Source organism: Apilactobacillus micheneri (assembly GCF_006493595.1).
Taxonomy (GTDB): Bacteria; Bacillota; Bacilli; order Lactobacillales; family Lactobacillaceae; genus Apilactobacillus; species Apilactobacillus micheneri.
In genome coordinates this window covers 123,097-138,924 of sequence record NZ_QUBI01000001.1, presented here as the reverse complement: position 1 = coordinate 138,924, position 15,828 = coordinate 123,097, and the positions used below count along the sequence as shown (strand labels likewise).

Sequence of the window (15,828 nt, the reverse complement as noted above, 5' to 3'; positions counted from 1 at the left end):
GTTAACATGAAATGATTTAAAATTTATATTTTTGATTTTAAAATAATTGTTATCGATGTGATAAAATTATAAATAAGGATGGTGTTATAAATGAGCGAATCAATTCCAGAAAATATGGATGAAGTAAAATTGAAAATGGCACGTTTAAAAATTGATGGTTATGAAGATATAAGCGAAGATGATATTATCACTAAAGCAGTTAGTGATTTATTTCAAGATTATTTAGACGAAGCTGAAGAGGGTCACTATGATACTGGTAGCTTGGATGTTGATATAATCAGCGTTGTTGGTGTAACGGGTGATAAGATTACTGAATTCAAATCAAAAGAAAAAGATTTTATCTCAGATTTTAAAAAAGATGCCATGGGACTTTGTTTTAGATTAGAAGATGAAGCAATCAAAATCGCTAAAATGTAAAAAACGACTAGTTATGAACTAGCCATTTTTTATTTTTTTAGTTTTCAACTGGAAGGTTTAAAATCTCTTGTTCGATGATATGTCCATCCATTTTATGAATCATTTCGTTATACCAAAAACCAGTCTTTAAATCTAATTTTTTATCTAATGCATATACTGTAAAAGTGTAATTATGCTTTTTATCAGGTGGAGTAGGGCCGACATAACCTAAACTCATAGGATCATTTTTCATGTTTAATAAACCACCTGCTAAGCTATTGTATCCATGATCGTATTCAATTGAATTATCTTTGGCAGCATTTTCTGGGATGTGTTTAATTTTAGGATCAATGTTAGCACCAATCCAGTGAATCCATTCAAATCCACACACTGGAATTGAATCTAAGTCAGTTAAGGAAAATGCTAATGACTTAGTATCGGCAGGAATATTATCAATATCAACGGGGAATGATATTGAAGGCCTTCCATTTTCTTTGTACTTTTTATCTGTATGTTTAGTATATTTATCTAATAAATTACCATTTTTCATTGGAATATTAATGTCCATAAATAAAAAACCTCCATTTAACTTGATTCTAACCAATTTATCTTGAAAATAAAAACAAATCGTTTATAATAATTGTTAGTTAGCTAACTAAAATTGAGGTGAAATTAATTTGAAAGAAAATATCGGTCGTTTAGTAAAGGTAGCATCTATTCAATTCGTCAGACATTTCGATAACATGGCAAGAAAATACGATTTAACCAGTACTCAAATGTCGATTATTGATTTTCTTAGACTAAACAAGCAAAAAGAAATATTCCAAAAAGATATTGAAGAAGAATTTTATATTCAACGTTCTACTGCTTCAGTTTTACTAAAAAGGATGGAAAAGAAGCAATTAATTAAGCGTATTCCTTCTTCTTTGGATGCAAGAAAAAAACAAGTTATTCTTACTGATAAATCATTAAAACTACAATCTAAAATCAATGATTTTATGAATCAAAATCAAAAATTAATTAATGATAATTTTTCTGATAAAGATTTAAATGAATTAACTAAAGGATTAAAAAAAATAATTTATATTATGGGGGATTAAAAAGATGAATGATAAAATTTCTTTAAAAGTATTATTGTCAGTCATTGCAGCGGGAATTATGTCATTTAGTGGTGTGGTCATTGAAACTTCGATGAACATTACATTTCCAACCTTAATGAATGATTTTAATATTAATACAAGTACTGTCCAATGGATGACTACTATGTATTTACTAATAGTTTCAATTGTTATTCCATTGTCAGCCATTTTAAAACGAAATTTTAAAACCAAATCATTGTTTATAACAGCAAATGTATTATTTATAGTAGGTGTATTAATTGATTTAATAGCACCTAGTTTTGCGCTATTAATTATTGGAAGAGTAATTCAAGGATTAGGGACAGGTATTGCTTTACCATTGATGTTTAATATCATATTGGAACAAGTTCCTAGTAAGAAAATTGGTTTGATGATGGGAGTTGGTAACCTTATCACAGCGATTGCACCAGCAGTTGGGCCTACTTTTGGTGGAATTGTGGTTTCTTCAATTGGTTGGCGCTATATTTTTCTAATTTTATTACCAATATTAATTATTTCTTTACTAATGGGTAGCTTTTCAATTGAACAAAAAAGTAAGCCTCAACATACTAAATTAGATTTGCCTAGCTTAGTATTGATTGTCATTACCTTTGCTGGGCTTGTTTATGGTTTCAGTAGTATGGGTAGCGGTAGTATTCTCAGCTTGAAAGTAATATTACCAATTATTATTGGTTTGATGGCAGTTATTATTTTATACAAACGTTCAGTTAATATTGATAACCCAATTGTTAATTTATCCATATTAAAAAACACTAAATTTTCTGGTCACGTGATAGCTTTCTTTATCTTACAATTTATTACTTTAGGGATGTCATTCATCCTTCCTAATTATGTTCAGATAGTAAATAAACAATCTGCATTTGTTGCTGGATTAATTGTGTTACCCGGTGCTGCTTTAGGAGCTGTATTTGCACCATTGTCTGGGAAGATTATGGATAAAGTGGGTGCTTACAAACCTATTTTATTTGGAATGTTTGCTGGATTAGCTGGATTACTATTATTTACTATTTTTGGAACTCACTTATCAAATGCAATGATTTTAGTATTCTACCTGGTTTATATGCTATGTCTAGGGCTTTCGTTTGGTAACATTATGACTAGTGGATTAAGCACATTAGATGCTAATGATAGTTCGGATGGGAATGCTGTGTTTAATACAGTTCAACAAATATCTGGGGCTATTAGTACTTCTATTATTTCTGCAGTAGTTGCGATTAGCCAAATGAATCCAAATTACAGTAAACAATTAGGCACTGCAATTGGATCAGAACATGGATTTATTTTATTAATTATATTGTTATTATTAGCTGCAATTATTTTAAATAAAGTCGTAAGAAGAGCAAAATAATAAATAAAAATAACCCTAAGTATTAGATTGATAATACTTAAGGTTATTTTTGTTTCCATTTATTTAACAAACTTTAAAGTATAGTAGCCTTGACTATCAGAACTGACAGTATAAGTCCTATATCCATCGTTTAACCACTTACTTTGTGTAGCTTTAGCATAATTTTGTGCATCTGTTACTGAACTAAAGGTATGTGGTTGTGCAAACATATCGTCATTACTATCATTATTCTGGTTATTGTCATTTTGCTTATCGGCATTATTTTCGTTACTGTCATTAACTTTATTATCTTTTGCCTCAGAATCAGAACCTTGTTTACTATTTTCTTTTTTATAAGTTTTATTGTTAGTTTCCTGGCTAGTCGTGTTCTGAGTATTCCTTTTTTTAGATGTTAGTTCTGTTTTTGGATTATTATTGCCAGAGGTAAAATGGGTTATTGCTTTTACTCCACCAATAATTAAGGCAGCGATTACAACGATAAAAATAATAATTGGCCAAATACTGACATTGGAAGAAGTTGATTTTTTATTTCCATATTCTTCTTCATTAAAGTCATATTTCTTAATGCGATTATTTTCGTCATTATTCATATATGAATATTCCACTCCATTTCAAGTAAAATAAATTACAACATTTTATATTATAACAAAGTTTATCCATCTTCGTATAATTATTGAAACCTAAACACATTATTTGAAATATTAAAATGATAGTTTTAACCTAAATAAAAGAAAGAAGGCATATTGTATGAAAATTGGTTTTATAGGAACTGGTGTTATGGGCACTGGAATGATTAATAACCTACTTAAAAATAATTATGAAGTGAACGTTTTTAATCGAACTAAGGCTCATGCTGATACCGTAATTAAAAATGGTGCAAACTGGAACGATAGTCCTAAATCAGTCGCTGGAAATTCTGATGTTGTAATTACGATTGTCGGATTTCCAAATGATGTTGAGCAAGTTTATTTTGGTGATGATGGATTATTAGCAGGTGCTAGTAAAGGTGAAATTTTAATTGATTCTACTACTAGTAAACCTAAAATTGATGAAAAAATATATAATGAAAGTAAAAAATTAGGTGTTGAAGCATTAGATGCACCTGTATCCGGAGGGGATGTTGGTGCCCAAAATGGTAACTTAACTTTTATGGTTGGTGGTGATCAAGCCATCTTTAATAAAGTTAAACCTGTATTAAATTCCATGGGTAGTAACGTTCAAATATTTGGATCAGCTGGCAAGGGCCAACATACTAAAATGGCTAATCAAATCATGATTGCTGGTAATATGACAGGCCTAACTGAAATGCTTGATTATGGTAAGCATGCAGACCTTGATTTATCATCATTAATCAAAATTGTTAGCCAAGGTGGTGGTGATAACTGGAGCCTTGAAAATTATGGTCCTCGTGTATTAAAAGATGATTTTAAACCAGGATTTGCAGCTAAACACTTTCTGAAAGATTTACGTATTGCCTTGGAATGTGCAAATGAAATGCATATAGATTTACCAGCTACTAAATTGGCTAAACAATTATATGAAAAAATGGTTGATCAGATGGATTTAGGTAGTGATGGGACTCAAGGATTAATCAAATTATATAAATAATAAAAATAGCTATACTGACTAGGTTAGTCAATATAGCTATTTTTTATTGAATATCATTAAAGAAAGTTAATAATTTTTCTTTAGTTAAATTTTTCTTTTCTTCTCCAGAAATATCATATGATATTTTACCTTGATGTAGAACTAATAAACGATTTCCATATTTGATAGCATCATCTAGATGGTGAGTGATCATTAAACAGGTTAATTTTTCTTTATTAATAGTATTATCAGTAATATTCATTAATTGTTCTGAAGTTTTAGGATCTAATGCGGCCGTATGTTCATCTAGTAATAAAATTCCAGGTCTATTAATCGTGGCCATTAAGAAACTTAAAGTTTGTCTTTGACCACCAGATAGGTTACCAGTTGCAGTTTCTAGTCGATCGTCTAAATTATTATTCATTTTAGCAGTGATTTCTTTAAATTTACGCATCTGACTTTTAAGGTTACGGGGAATTAATGAATGTTTTTTACCACGTTTTTCTGCTAATAATAAATTTTCAGCAACGGTCATTCGAGGTGCAGTACCTAATTTAGGATCTTGAAAAACACGACTTAAAAATTCAGTTCTTCTGACCACTGACATTCTAGTTATATCTTTGCCATTATAAATTACTTGTCCAGAATCAGGTTTTAAATTACCACCAATCGTATTAAAAAGGGTAGATTTACCAGCTCCATTAGAACCCAAAATGGTAATAAAATCTCCTGGATAAATATCTAAATTGACATTATCTAAAATATTTAATTGTTCTGGTGTACCTTCATTGACGGTTTTAACAATGTTTTTTAATTGAAAGATTGGTTTAGTCATTTTTTAACCCCCGTTTCAAGACATGTTTTAAATGGAATTTATTTTCTAATGCTGGTAATCCCATGAAAATTGCTAATAAGATTGATGAAATTAAGTTTAAATCAGTAGCGTTGAAGCCTAATTGTAGAACCAATAATAAGACTAAACGATAAATAATGCTACCAATAGTGACGGCAATTAATCTTTGAATCATTGTTAAATCACCAAAAATAACTTCACCAATGATAATTGATGCAAGGGCAACTACAATGATCCCAATTCCCATATTTACATCTGAGTAACCATTATTTTGGGCGACTAACGCACCGCCTAGTGCAATTAGACCATTTGAAACACTTACACCCATGATCTTCATATTATCAGTATTTATACCTAATGATTCAGCCATATTTTCATTATCACCAGTAGCAATAAAAGCTTGTCCTAAGTCTGTTTGTAAAAAGTAAACTAGAATTGTTGTGACAATTACAATAACAATGAATCCTAAGGCAACACTGTCAAAGTATGGTGGTAAAGATTGGAAAAATTTACCACTTAATAATGTAGGCATACCAAGTAATGATTGATTAGGTTTACCCATAATTCTTAAATCAATGGAATAAGAAGCGGTCATTACTAAAATACCAGCTAATAATACAGGAATTTTTGCTTTTGTGTATAAGAGACCGGTTACTAGTCCAGCAATACAACCCACTAAGAAGGCAAGCAGCGTTGCGATAATAGGTGATACACCATGTGCAATAGCAGTAACAGCAGTAGCTGCTCCCATTGGAAATGTTCCTTCAACAGTCATATCAGGGAAGTCTAAAATTCTAAATGTTAAATAAAGGCCGACACCAATAACTGCCCATAATAGACCTTGCCCGATTGCAGAAATTATTAAACTCATTTGTAGATCACTCCTTGTTTTTCAGCTTTTTGAATTAATGATTGTGGAATATGGATACCTAGCTTTTTAGCTTGGTTTAGGTTAATGGCTAAATCGCCACGGTTTAATGTTTGAATAGGCATATTAGAAGCATTTTTACCTTTTAAAATTTGTGCAGTAACTTTTCCAGTTTCAACACCTAATTTAAATTGGTTTAGTCCATATGTTGCTAATCCACCATTTTTGACAACATTAGATGCAGTGGGAAAGATTGGAACGTTACGCTTATTTGCTACTGCCACTAATGTTTGAATAGCAGAAGCCACAGTATTATCGTTTGGAACATAAACAGCATCCACATTTTGTACCATTTGGGTGGCCACTTGATTTAAATCATTAGTATTTGCAATAGAATATCCTTTAACTCTAATACCTTCTTGTTTACATAATTGAGTAAATCTTTGATATTGACTAGTTGCCGAATCGTCACTAGAAGTATAAATGACACCAAGCGTTTTCATATGAGGCATGATTTGTTTAATTAAATCTATTTGTTGTTTCATAGGTGGTAAATCAGATACCCCAGTGGTATTTCTACCCGGTTTTTGATTAGAATCAACTAATCCAGCTGATTTAGGATCAGTGATAGCACCTAAAACTAATGGTCTATTTTTAACAGTATTTGCTAAAACTTGTGCTGAAGGGGTAGCAATTCCAATTGATAAATCAACATTCTCGTTAGCAAATTTAGTACTCATAGTTTTTAAATTACTTTGATCATTTTCGGCATTTTGAAAATCAATTTTAATATTTTTACCAGGTTGAAAACCAGATTCCTTTAATCCTTGAATGATTCCATGATGAATGGCATCTAAAGCAGGGTGTTCAGTTAATTGAAGAATGCCAACTTCTGGAATGTGATCTCGACTAATTTTAACTGGTTGTTGTTCTTTGTAATAACCAAATGCCAGTATTAAACATAGTAATATAATTGCTGAATATAAACGTTTCATTTATGTAAACTCCTTTACTTGATGTTATTAATAAATTATTCCAATAAAAAAGCGGATAACCCAAACACTACAGGTTATCCGCTTAATTAAAAGTTTTAGCAATACCTGTGGTGTTTTGAATTCATTCCGCACAGGCTTTTTATTATTCGTGAGAAAGAAGCCGGTACAGATGCGCTTAATTATATAGACATCTAATTAAATCGCATCTGTATATATTAATGCGATTTAATAACACCAGCTTTGCCAAGTAGAAACTAATAATAAATGTTGTAAAATATTTCTCATGGTTTCTTTCTCCTTTCATTTATTAATACTAATTCTAAAATTAAGACTTATAAAAGTCAAGTATAATAAAAAGAGTAAGCATTATAGCTTACTCTTTTGCAGATTTATTTTATTTGTCTTATTTATCTTTGTTGTCTTCATCTTCGAAATCTTCTAAGTTGATTTCATCATTTACTTCTTTGGCATTGTGAAGATCTTTAGTTACCATAGCACTTGAAATTCCCCATTTGTAGAATACAAGTGATGAAATAATGATAACGACAAAGTCTAATGGATATGGAATCCAGTTTTGACCACCAAATGGTGTTGATCCCATATAAGAAATGATTGAAATAAAGATTAAGTAACCAATCATCCAAAAACTTCCAGTGAATTGATTTCTAGTCTTTTTCCAACCAGTTTTCCATTCAAAGTAGAAGTAGAATGGTAAACCTAGTAAGATAACAAGAATTACTTTAACAGTTGTTGGCCACATTGCCCAGTAAGTTGCTAAACTAGCAAGTACAAAGGCTAATGGAGCCATAACTTTTAGTAACTTCAAACGAATAGGACGTTTAAAGTTAGGTGCCATTTGTCTTAGTGAAGTAACAGTAACAGGACCAGTTAAGTAAGCAATTAAAGTAGAAGTGGAAATAACACTAGCAAGTGTACCCCAACTTCTGAATATTGCTACTAATAGTACACTAATAACAAGGTTAACAACCATAGCCATTCTTGGGACACCCCAACGTTTATTGATTTTACCAATAAACTTAGGCATATGTTCGTTTTGCACCATAGCTGCTAATGTACGACCAGTTTGAGCAACGAAAGAAACTCCGGTACCAAATGGTGATACAAAAGCATCAAAATACAATAGTACGGCTAACCAATGAATACCTAGTAAGATGGCTAAGTCAGCAAATGGTGATTGGAAATCAACTCCATGCCAACCATTAGCTAAATCTTGAGGTACAATGGTACCAATAAATGTGAATTGTAATAGAACATAAATTACAATACTAATTGCAAGTGAGATTGTAATTCCCAATGCGATATTTCTCTTAGGATTTTTAATTTCCTTACCCATGTTGATAACAACTTGGAATGCATTATATGAGAAAATAATACCAGAAGCAGTTGTAGCTGAGAAAATAGCAGCACTACCATAAGGCATAAATCCTTGAGAATTAAAGTTTCCGGAATGAAAACCAGACATTAATAACATAATAATTGTTAGTAATGGAATTCCTAGTTTGAAAATTGAAATAAAACTAGTGAATCGAGCTAATAAATTAACAGACCAATAGTTTAATAGTGTAAAGACTAATATGAAAAGAAAAACGACAAATAAACCGGTATTGGATATTTCACCATTTACCAAGAATCCATGCGTCCAGTGTGCCCATTTCCAAGGCCAAGAACCCATGTATTGTACCGCTGCGACGGCTTCAATAGGAATCAAAGTAACTAATGATACCCAATTAGCCCAAGCAGCTATAAATCCTAGTAAAGAACCGTGGGTGTATTGAGCATATTTACTCATTCCACCACTTTCTGGAAACATAGAACCAAGTTCAATATAGTTGAATGCAATCGCACCAATAACAATGGCACCAATGATCCAAGATAGAATAGCAGCTGGTCCTGCAACCTTGGAAGCCTCCCAAGACCCGAATAACCAACCTGAACCAATAATGGAACTAAGTCCCAACATTACAATCTGAAATAAACCTATCTTTCCTGAATTATTATTTTTTTTCATAATACTCCTTTCATGGTCTTTAAGTATATTATCAAAAATAATTATCAGTGTAAACTGATAAAAGACCAGCATGATAAGCTTTTAAGCTCCCATTTACTATAATAATAGCATTTCAAAGCATTTACAAATAATTAAATTAATAATAAATACTATTAAAAAAATATAATATTATTAATTTTTATATTCACAAATTTCAATGATATTATTTTCGGGATCATTAACGTAAATTGAATTCATTTCTCCATTAGCACCACGTACTTTTTTAGGGCCATCAATAATATCTACACCATAATTTGCCAGGTGCGATGTAATATCTGATAATGAATCTTTTGCAATAATACAAAATTTACCTGAACCAGCGGTTGGATTTTTGGGATTGTTTTTTTCATCAGAAATAATAGGTAAGAAAATTAATTTTTGTTTACCTAATTGAAATTCCAATTGCTTATCGTCAAATTTTAGGATAGGTAAATCAAATACTTCATGATAAAAACGCATACATTTTTCTAAATCATCCACAAATATGGTGATATGATCAATATCTTTAACTTTCATTTTTAAATTCCTTTCTAAAATTAATATTTAACCTAACTATAATATTATAAACAAATTTATCTGGAAATGAAATTGACTAAACGTTTTTTAGTGTGGTACTTTTAAAGGTATGTATAAGTACGATTACAAAAATGATAGGGAGTGAAAAATAGTGGCTTTACTTGATGTTAAAGATATAAGTATGGGCTTTGCTGACAAGAAATTATATGATGAAGCCAGCTTCACCTTAAATAAAGGTGAACATATGGGGATTGTTGGGCAAAACGGTGTTGGTAAAAGTACACTTATTAAGATTATTACTGGGGTCGAGTTACCAGTATCTGGATCAGTTAAGTGGCAAAATAATGTTAGTGTCGGTTATTTAGACCAATATGCTGATATCGAAGATGGTATGACATTAATTGATTTCTTACACACTGCTTATAAAGGCTTATATGAACAATCAAATCATATGCAAAAATTATATGAAAAATATGCTGAAAATTTTGATGATAAATTATTAGAACAAGCAGGTCGCATTCAAGAAAATTTAGAAGCTAACAACTTCTATGATATTGAAACTGAAATTGAACAAGTAATCACTGGTTTAGGTTTAGATGATGTTAAGCGTGACCAACAAATTGCTCATATGTCAGGAGGACAACGTTCTAAAATTATTTTAGCGAAATTAATCTTAGAAAATCCAGATGTTATTTTGCTTGATGAACCAACCAATTATTTGGATACTGCTCACATTTCATGGTTGGAAGATTATCTAAATAATTTTGATGGTGCAGTTATGGTAATTTCTCATGATTATGAATTTTTGGAAAAAGTTACTAATTGTATCGTAAATATTGCTTTTGGTAAAATTACTAAATATCGTGGTGATTTTAAAGCAGCCATGCGTCAACGTGATGAACGTGAAAAAGTTCAACAAAGAGAATATGACAAACAACAAGTTGAAATTGAAAAGGCCAAAGCTTTCATTCGTAAAAATAAAGCTGGTTCTAGATCAACAATGGCTAAATCACGTGAAAAAATGCTATCACATATGGAAGTTGTTGATCCACCATCAACTAACATTCATGCTTCATTCAACTTTCCATATGAAGATACTGGTTCACAAAATGCCTTGGTAGTTGATGAACTATCAGTTGGATACGATAAACCATTATTAAAACCAGTTAGCTTCTCAGTGAATACTGATGAAAAAGTTGGTTTTGAAGGATTTAATGGGGTTGGTAAATCAACTTTAATTAAATCAATCTTAGGTTTATTAAAACCAATGGGTGGTAAAGCGGACTTTTCACCATCTGCTAAAGTTAGTTACTTTAGTCAAGATTTAATCTGGTCCAATGATAAAGAAACTCCATTACAAATTATCCAAAACAAGTTCCCTAAGTTGGAACAAAAACCAATTCGTACTAAATTAGCTAAATGTGGTTTAGATGCTGCAAATGCAATGAAACCAATTGGTGAATTATCTGGTGGGGAACAAACTAAGGTTAAATTAGCCATGCTAGAATTTACACCAAGTAATTTCTTGATCATGGATGAACCTACTAATCATTTGGATGATGAAACTAAGGAATCATTAAAACAAGCAATTAATAATTTTCCTGGTAACGCAATTATCGTATCTCATGAAACTAGTTTTTATAATGGCTTAGTTGATAAGGTATTAGATGTTGAAAAACTAAGTTTACGTGATAAAGATGAAATTGAAAAAGCCAATGGTCAAAGCAATTAAATAATAAAAAAGTGCACTTCATTCAGAAGTGCACTTTTTTATTTGAAATTTTTAGGTTCATCTGCATAGTCATGCATAAAAGCTTTAGCATCACTGTAGGAAGGAAATTGACTGATAATTGTAATCTTAGAATTATGTCTTTTTAATCTTAAGTCAGTTACTTTTTTAATTAAGAAGTATTCTTTGATATCATCTAAAGGTTTTAATTCATTATTTTTAACAAATATCTGTAAGAATATTTGTTTATCATTAATTGTAAATTCACGTTTTGCTAAATTAATATATTCTTTTGAATCTAAATGACTCTCGCGGGGATGTTTTTCTGAAATGATATTATCTGTTTTACAGAAATACATTAAGCACCAATATATATTTGCGATTAATAAAAATAGAGAAAAGATGTTTCTAAATAAAATTGGGAAAAATTGGGTTATAAGGTTGTTGTTTTTAGTGATCGTTAATAAGAATCGAAAATCAATCATACTTTGTAAATTAGTAGCTAAAAGACAAATTATGAATATAATGATCCAATAGAATTTATAAACTTTAGTTACTTGATGTAAAAAATTATAATGCAAATTTTCAAAATAATGATGATCAGTTGAAATCTTTGATATAGTAATTGAAATTATCCAAACAATAACTAAAAGGAATGGGACTTTATAGTCAGTTAATAAGTAGAAAATATTTAATAAAAAAGTATTCATAGATGTAGATAGGAATGTTGGAATTCGATAACCCAATATTTCTAATATAACCAGCAAAATAGCACCCTCACGAATTAAATTAATGAACTTTTCAGAACTATTACTATTAGTCCGGTTAATAACTAAATTATAAAGATTATTCATAAGCATAAACTCCTTAAATATCTAAATATAGTTATACCACTAAATTATTAAAATAAACATAAAAAATAAAAAGCATAACTACAATCAAGTAGCTATGCTTTAATTTTTATTTATTAAAAGAATTATTTTCAACTTCACGAATGAAAGTTGCCAAATGATCATAATAAACGGGCGCATTATCAATCATATGATGATGTCCTGCATTTGGAGTAGAAACAAACTTAGCATTTGGAATCATCTTAGCCATTCTTTTACCAGTTTCAACAGGCATTGATTCATGTTCACCAAAAGTAACTAGGGTAGGAACATGATTATCTTTTAAGTTCTTAGTATTGTGCCATTCACCTAACTTACCAGTAATAACAAATTCATTGTCACCTTGGAATGCATTGTAAATGTCAGTGTTAGAAAGACCAATTAAATGATCTAATTTTGAAGGTTGCTTACGATCAATGTAGTCCTTGTTTAATTTATCAACGTCTTGTTGGTAACGGTCATTGTCATAATCATTATTAGCTTCACATTTTTTCATAAATGCTAGTTCATCAGGGGCAAATTCTTTTTCACGAATTTCATCTAAATGAGCAGTGTAATCATCAATTTCATCAACCATTGATGAAATAATCGCACCTTTTAAATGCTTACCATATTTTTGAGCATATAGTTGAACTAATAGGCCACCCCAAGATTGACCAATTAGATAGAAATTATCTAAGCCAAGTTTTTGTCTAACTTCTTCAATTTCATCTAAAAAGTAATCATATGTTAAAACTTTTTTGGCAACTTCAGGATCGGAAAAGTCAGGAGTATCTGAATACCATGATCCTAATTGATCATAATAAGTTACTGAAACATCTAATCCTTGTTTCTTTAGTTCGTCAGCAGTATTTTCCCAATATTCATGGGTACCACCAGGGCCACCATGGAGAGCAAGTAAATTAATTTTACCTTCACCTGAGGTGTGAGTCCATAAATGATATCCGCTATCTAAAGTAATAATTTTAGTCTTTTGTTTCATGACAATCCCTCATTTCTTTTAATTAATATCCTAACACTATTGTTTACGGATAGGCAATTTAATATCTGTTTCAGCTAAACTAATTCTGTATTTAAGATCTTGATTACCACGAATAGTATTTTCAAAGTCAGTTGCAAAAATAATTAAGCCTAATTGATGACCCGCAAGAACATGATAAAAAGTAGGTTGTAATTCTAATTCCATATCATAAAATTCATTGGCTTCCATATCGTCAACATGATAGCTATTCTTACGATTTTGCATATTAATGTGACCTTCTGCAATTTCTTTATAAGGAGTTTTCTTATTTTGTATTTTAAATTCTCTTAATGAATCTTCACGCCATAGATAGCCTTCATTAATACGATGACCCAGATTCTTTGGTGATTCAGTTAAACGGTATGCTTCACCATAATCAACTAACATACAACTTAGCATTCCATAGTTTTGTGTTGATGATGCATTTAATGAAATTTTAACTTTACCATCAATTGTGAAGTCCTCTTTAGTAGGAGTAGTTTTGAAAATAACTCGATTATTTGTTAGAGGATTATTTTCATGGTCTAATACTAAATCATCACGCCATTGTTTGTAATCCAGACAATATTTTTCAAAGTCGCTAACTGATAGTTGATCTTTAAACTCTTTACGTCCATGATCGAATTCATCGGTTAGTTCATTATTATTGGAAGGGTGAAGAGTTTTTACATCATCAGGATTTTCCCATTCATCAAATGCATTCCAAGTTTCAGCCTTAACATTATCTTGGATTAGCACGTTTGGAATAAGTTCATCAGCCTTGTTATCAACATCTAATAATTTATAAGTTAACCATAGGTTAATCATATCGGTAAAATCAATTGATTGAAATGCATTAATGTAAATATGTTTTCCTTGATGCAAAATTAATTTTTTATTGATATTTAATGTTTTAATTGCGTTCCAAATTTGTTCCACATTTTTAGGTTTAACATTATCATCATTTAGACCATGAATTAAGAACATATCGGCTTTAATGTTTTTAGCGTTCTTTAAGTAGTTTCGAGCATCCCAAAATTCATTATAGTTACCAGTGTCACGATCTTGACCATCTGTGATTGAACTTAATTGCTTTTCCCAAGCATCTTTATTTTTATAAAATTCAGTTGCTTGTTGTTTACGACTATAAGTTTCAGCTGCTAGGACATCAGCATCTTCACCTTGAAAGCCGCCGGGAGCTAATACTAATCCATTTTCACGGTAGTAGTCGTACCAATTAGAAATAGCAGCTTCAGCGATACAAGTTTTTAATCCGTCAATGCCAGTGGTAGCAGCAGCAATTTGAAGAGTTCCTAGATATGAGCGACCAGACATCGCAATACTACCGTTGGACCAATAAGCTTCAATTTGATTGTTGTCGGTTTTATTAGTAAAAGCAGTTCGTTTTCCATTTAGCCATTCAATAATAGCAGTTGCTGATAAAGTTTCATCATCATCACCAGTAGTTCTAAAGCCATCTGATTCATAAGTTCCAATGCCAGCAGAATAAACGACGGCAAAACCACGTGCTAAAAAGTAATCATTTAATGTATAAGATTGTTCACGATCGAGGGTTTGCTCTGCTTTTCTAGTTTTACCTTCAATTGGACGAGGCTCAGGTAATGTTTCTTTTTTAGAATGATGTTCAATATCTGAATATGAGTAATTATTAGGTTCTTTGTGTTTTAAACTTACATTAACATTATGTGTTAATTGTTCACCATCTTTATCATTAGTACCTTGATTGTAAGGACTAGCAGTAAAGATAACAGGAACTTTATTTTTATTACTTTCTTTTGGTCTGATAATTTCGGTTTTTAATAAGTTTAATTTACCATCGTGGTCATTATCTTGTGATGATTCTACATAGACTACTTCACGAATTAAATTATTGGTATCATAAACTGGCATAGTCTTACCATTAAAAATTAAAGGCTTTTTAAAACCGTTTAAATTTTGTGCGAAATAACCTTTAGATGCTAATTCATCAATAAAAGTAGTACCATACTTGTTATGAGTGTTTAATAGTAAATACCATGCTGTCATGGTGTCATATAAATTCATATTGTCATGAACGTTAGCTACAGGTAAATTAAGAGTCTTCATTTTAGTGATTGGATTATCAATTAAAAAATCTTCGCCAACTTCAAAATGTAATAGTTGTAGCGCGATATTGTAAAAACCAATTTTTGAAATAGGGGCATTTTTATCGAGAAATGTTAACGCATTTTCTTCAAAGCTAGCTAACATTCCTGCAATTTTTTGTCCTCTAATTGCCAAACTTTGTTGATCCAAAAATGATTTTAACAAGAAAGTTTTTAATAGTTCAGCTGGATTGTCGATGTCATCAGTTGAATCATCTAAGAAGTGAAGATCTCTTAGTTCTTTCTTTACAATTTTTAAATTGTAGTCGGCAATTGCGTATTGATGATTTTTCAT

The 15,828-nt window shown here is 30.8% G+C and carries 15 protein-coding genes; 5 read left to right on the top strand and 10 right to left on the bottom strand.

The window, feature by feature from the left end:
* The first annotated feature begins 90 nt into the window (after window positions 1-90).
* Window positions 91-417: a hypothetical protein gene (locus DY123_RS00775; RefSeq protein ID WP_140923615.1), complete on the top strand. Its 327-nt coding sequence runs from the start codon at window positions 91-93 to the stop codon at window positions 415-417.
* Window positions 418-454: 37 nt separating this feature from the next.
* Here the strand turns inward: DY123_RS00775 and DY123_RS00770 are convergent, their stop codons facing one another.
* On the bottom strand, window positions 455-964 hold the full coding sequence (locus tag DY123_RS00770; protein ID WP_108982902.1) for a YbhB/YbcL family Raf kinase inhibitor-like protein: 510 nt from the start codon (window positions 962-964) through the stop codon (window positions 455-457).
* Between the two features lie 109 nt (window positions 965-1,073).
* Between DY123_RS00770 and DY123_RS00765 the strand changes: the two genes are divergently transcribed.
* Window positions 1,074-1,496, top strand: a complete 423-nt coding sequence (locus DY123_RS00765) for a MarR family winged helix-turn-helix transcriptional regulator (protein ID WP_140923613.1) — start codon at window positions 1,074-1,076, stop codon at window positions 1,494-1,496.
* Between the two features lie 4 nt (window positions 1,497-1,500).
* Complete coding sequence (locus DY123_RS00760) at window positions 1,501-2,883, top strand: DHA2 family efflux MFS transporter permease subunit (protein WP_140923611.1); 1,383 nt, start codon at window positions 1,501-1,503, stop codon at window positions 2,881-2,883.
* A gap of 59 nt (window positions 2,884-2,942) precedes the next feature.
* Here DY123_RS00760 and DY123_RS00755 read toward each other — a convergent pair whose 3' ends face one another.
* Window positions 2,943-3,473, bottom strand: a complete 531-nt coding sequence (locus tag DY123_RS00755; protein WP_108982899.1) for a hypothetical protein — start codon at window positions 3,471-3,473, stop codon at window positions 2,943-2,945.
* 157 nt (window positions 3,474-3,630) lie between these two features.
* Between DY123_RS00755 and DY123_RS00750 the strand changes: the two genes are divergently transcribed.
* Window positions 3,631-4,491, top strand: a complete 861-nt coding sequence (locus tag DY123_RS00750) for an NAD(P)-dependent oxidoreductase (protein WP_108982898.1) — start codon at window positions 3,631-3,633, stop codon at window positions 4,489-4,491.
* Between the two features lie 43 nt (window positions 4,492-4,534).
* Here DY123_RS00750 and DY123_RS00745 read toward each other — a convergent pair whose 3' ends face one another.
* The 5 genes from DY123_RS00745 to DY123_RS00725 all read right to left on the bottom strand — a co-directional run bounded on the left by DY123_RS00745 (window position 4,535) and on the right by DY123_RS00725 (window position 9,770).
* Entirely contained in the window at window positions 4,535-5,305 is a 771-nt protein-coding gene (locus tag DY123_RS00745; protein WP_108982897.1) for an ABC transporter ATP-binding protein, read from the bottom strand.
* Window positions 5,298-6,194: an ABC transporter permease gene (locus DY123_RS00740; RefSeq protein ID WP_140923609.1), complete on the bottom strand. Its 897-nt coding sequence runs from the start codon at window positions 6,192-6,194 to the stop codon at window positions 5,298-5,300. Before DY123_RS00740 ends, DY123_RS00745 begins: the two co-directional genes overlap by 8 nt.
* Window positions 6,191-7,186, bottom strand: a complete 996-nt coding sequence (gene trpX / locus DY123_RS00735) for a tryptophan ABC transporter substrate-binding protein (protein WP_140923608.1) — start codon at window positions 7,184-7,186, stop codon at window positions 6,191-6,193. The genes DY123_RS00740 and trpX overlap by 4 nt, the downstream gene beginning before the upstream one ends.
* A 403-nt stretch (window positions 7,187-7,589) precedes the next feature.
* Window positions 7,590-9,215 carry an APC family permease gene (locus tag DY123_RS00730; protein WP_108982894.1) on the bottom strand — a complete coding sequence of 542 codons (1,626 nt, stop codon included), beginning with the start codon at window positions 9,213-9,215 and terminating at the stop codon, window positions 7,590-7,592.
* 171 nt (window positions 9,216-9,386) lie between these two features.
* A complete protein-coding gene (locus tag DY123_RS00725) occupies window positions 9,387-9,770 on the bottom strand; it encodes a VOC family protein (RefSeq protein ID WP_140923606.1) in 384 nt (127 codons plus the stop codon).
* 151 nt (window positions 9,771-9,921) lie between these two features.
* On the opposite strand from DY123_RS00725, the gene DY123_RS00720 reads away from it, so the two are divergent.
* Complete coding sequence (locus DY123_RS00720) at window positions 9,922-11,502, top strand: ABC-F family ATP-binding cassette domain-containing protein (RefSeq protein WP_491700879.1); 1,581 nt, start codon at window positions 9,922-9,924, stop codon at window positions 11,500-11,502.
* A gap of 38 nt (window positions 11,503-11,540) precedes the next feature.
* Here DY123_RS00720 and DY123_RS00715 read toward each other — a convergent pair whose 3' ends face one another.
* From DY123_RS00715 to DY123_RS00705, 3 genes are all read right to left on the bottom strand, one after another.
* Window positions 11,541-12,353 carry a hypothetical protein gene (locus tag DY123_RS00715; protein WP_140923604.1) on the bottom strand — a complete coding sequence of 271 codons (813 nt, stop codon included), beginning with the start codon at window positions 12,351-12,353 and terminating at the stop codon, window positions 11,541-11,543.
* A gap of 106 nt (window positions 12,354-12,459) precedes the next feature.
* Window positions 12,460-13,371, bottom strand: coding sequence for a proline iminopeptidase-family hydrolase (locus DY123_RS00710; RefSeq protein WP_140934307.1), 912 nt, complete (start codon window positions 13,369-13,371; stop codon window positions 12,460-12,462).
* 36 nt (window positions 13,372-13,407) lie between these two features.
* The gene (locus tag DY123_RS00705; RefSeq protein ID WP_140923600.1) at window positions 13,408-15,828 is read right to left on the bottom strand and encodes a Xaa-Pro dipeptidyl-peptidase; all 2,421 of its coding nucleotides are present in this window, start codon (window positions 15,826-15,828) and stop codon (window positions 13,408-13,410) included.

Bases quoted from the DNA above. Each gene is read 5' to 3' on its own strand.
- DY123_RS00715 (WP_140923604.1), bottom strand. From the start codon at position 12,353: ATGAATAATCTTTATAATTTAGTTATTAACCGGACTAATAGTAATAGT.
- trpX (WP_140923608.1), bottom strand. From the start codon at position 7,186: ATGAAACGTTTATATTCAGCAATTATATTACTATGTTTAATACTGGCA.
- DY123_RS00705 (WP_140923600.1), bottom strand. From the start codon at position 15,828: ATGAAAAATCATCAATACGCAATTGCCGACTACAATTTAAAAATTGTA.
- DY123_RS00770 (WP_108982902.1), bottom strand. From the start codon at position 964: ATGGACATTAATATTCCAATGAAAAATGGTAATTTATTAGATAAATAT.
- DY123_RS00760 (WP_140923611.1), top strand. From the start codon at position 1,501: ATGAATGATAAAATTTCTTTAAAAGTATTATTGTCAGTCATTGCAGCG.
- DY123_RS00775 (WP_140923615.1), top strand. From the start codon at position 91: ATGAGCGAATCAATTCCAGAAAATATGGATGAAGTAAAATTGAAAATG.
- DY123_RS00710 (WP_140934307.1), bottom strand. From the start codon at position 13,371: ATGAAACAAAAGACTAAAATTATTACTTTAGATAGCGGATATCATTTA.
- DY123_RS00750 (WP_108982898.1), top strand. From the start codon at position 3,631: ATGAAAATTGGTTTTATAGGAACTGGTGTTATGGGCACTGGAATGATT.
- DY123_RS00740 (WP_140923609.1), bottom strand. From the start codon at position 6,194: ATGAGTTTAATAATTTCTGCAATCGGGCAAGGTCTATTATGGGCAGTT.
- DY123_RS00745 (WP_108982897.1), bottom strand. From the start codon at position 5,305: ATGACTAAACCAATCTTTCAATTAAAAAACATTGTTAAAACCGTCAAT.
- DY123_RS00755 (WP_108982899.1), bottom strand. From the start codon at position 3,473: ATGAATAATGACGAAAATAATCGCATTAAGAAATATGACTTTAATGAA.
- DY123_RS00725 (WP_140923606.1), bottom strand. From the start codon at position 9,770: ATGAAAGTTAAAGATATTGATCATATCACCATATTTGTGGATGATTTA.
- DY123_RS00730 (WP_108982894.1), bottom strand. From the start codon at position 9,215: ATGAAAAAAAATAATAATTCAGGAAAGATAGGTTTATTTCAGATTGTA.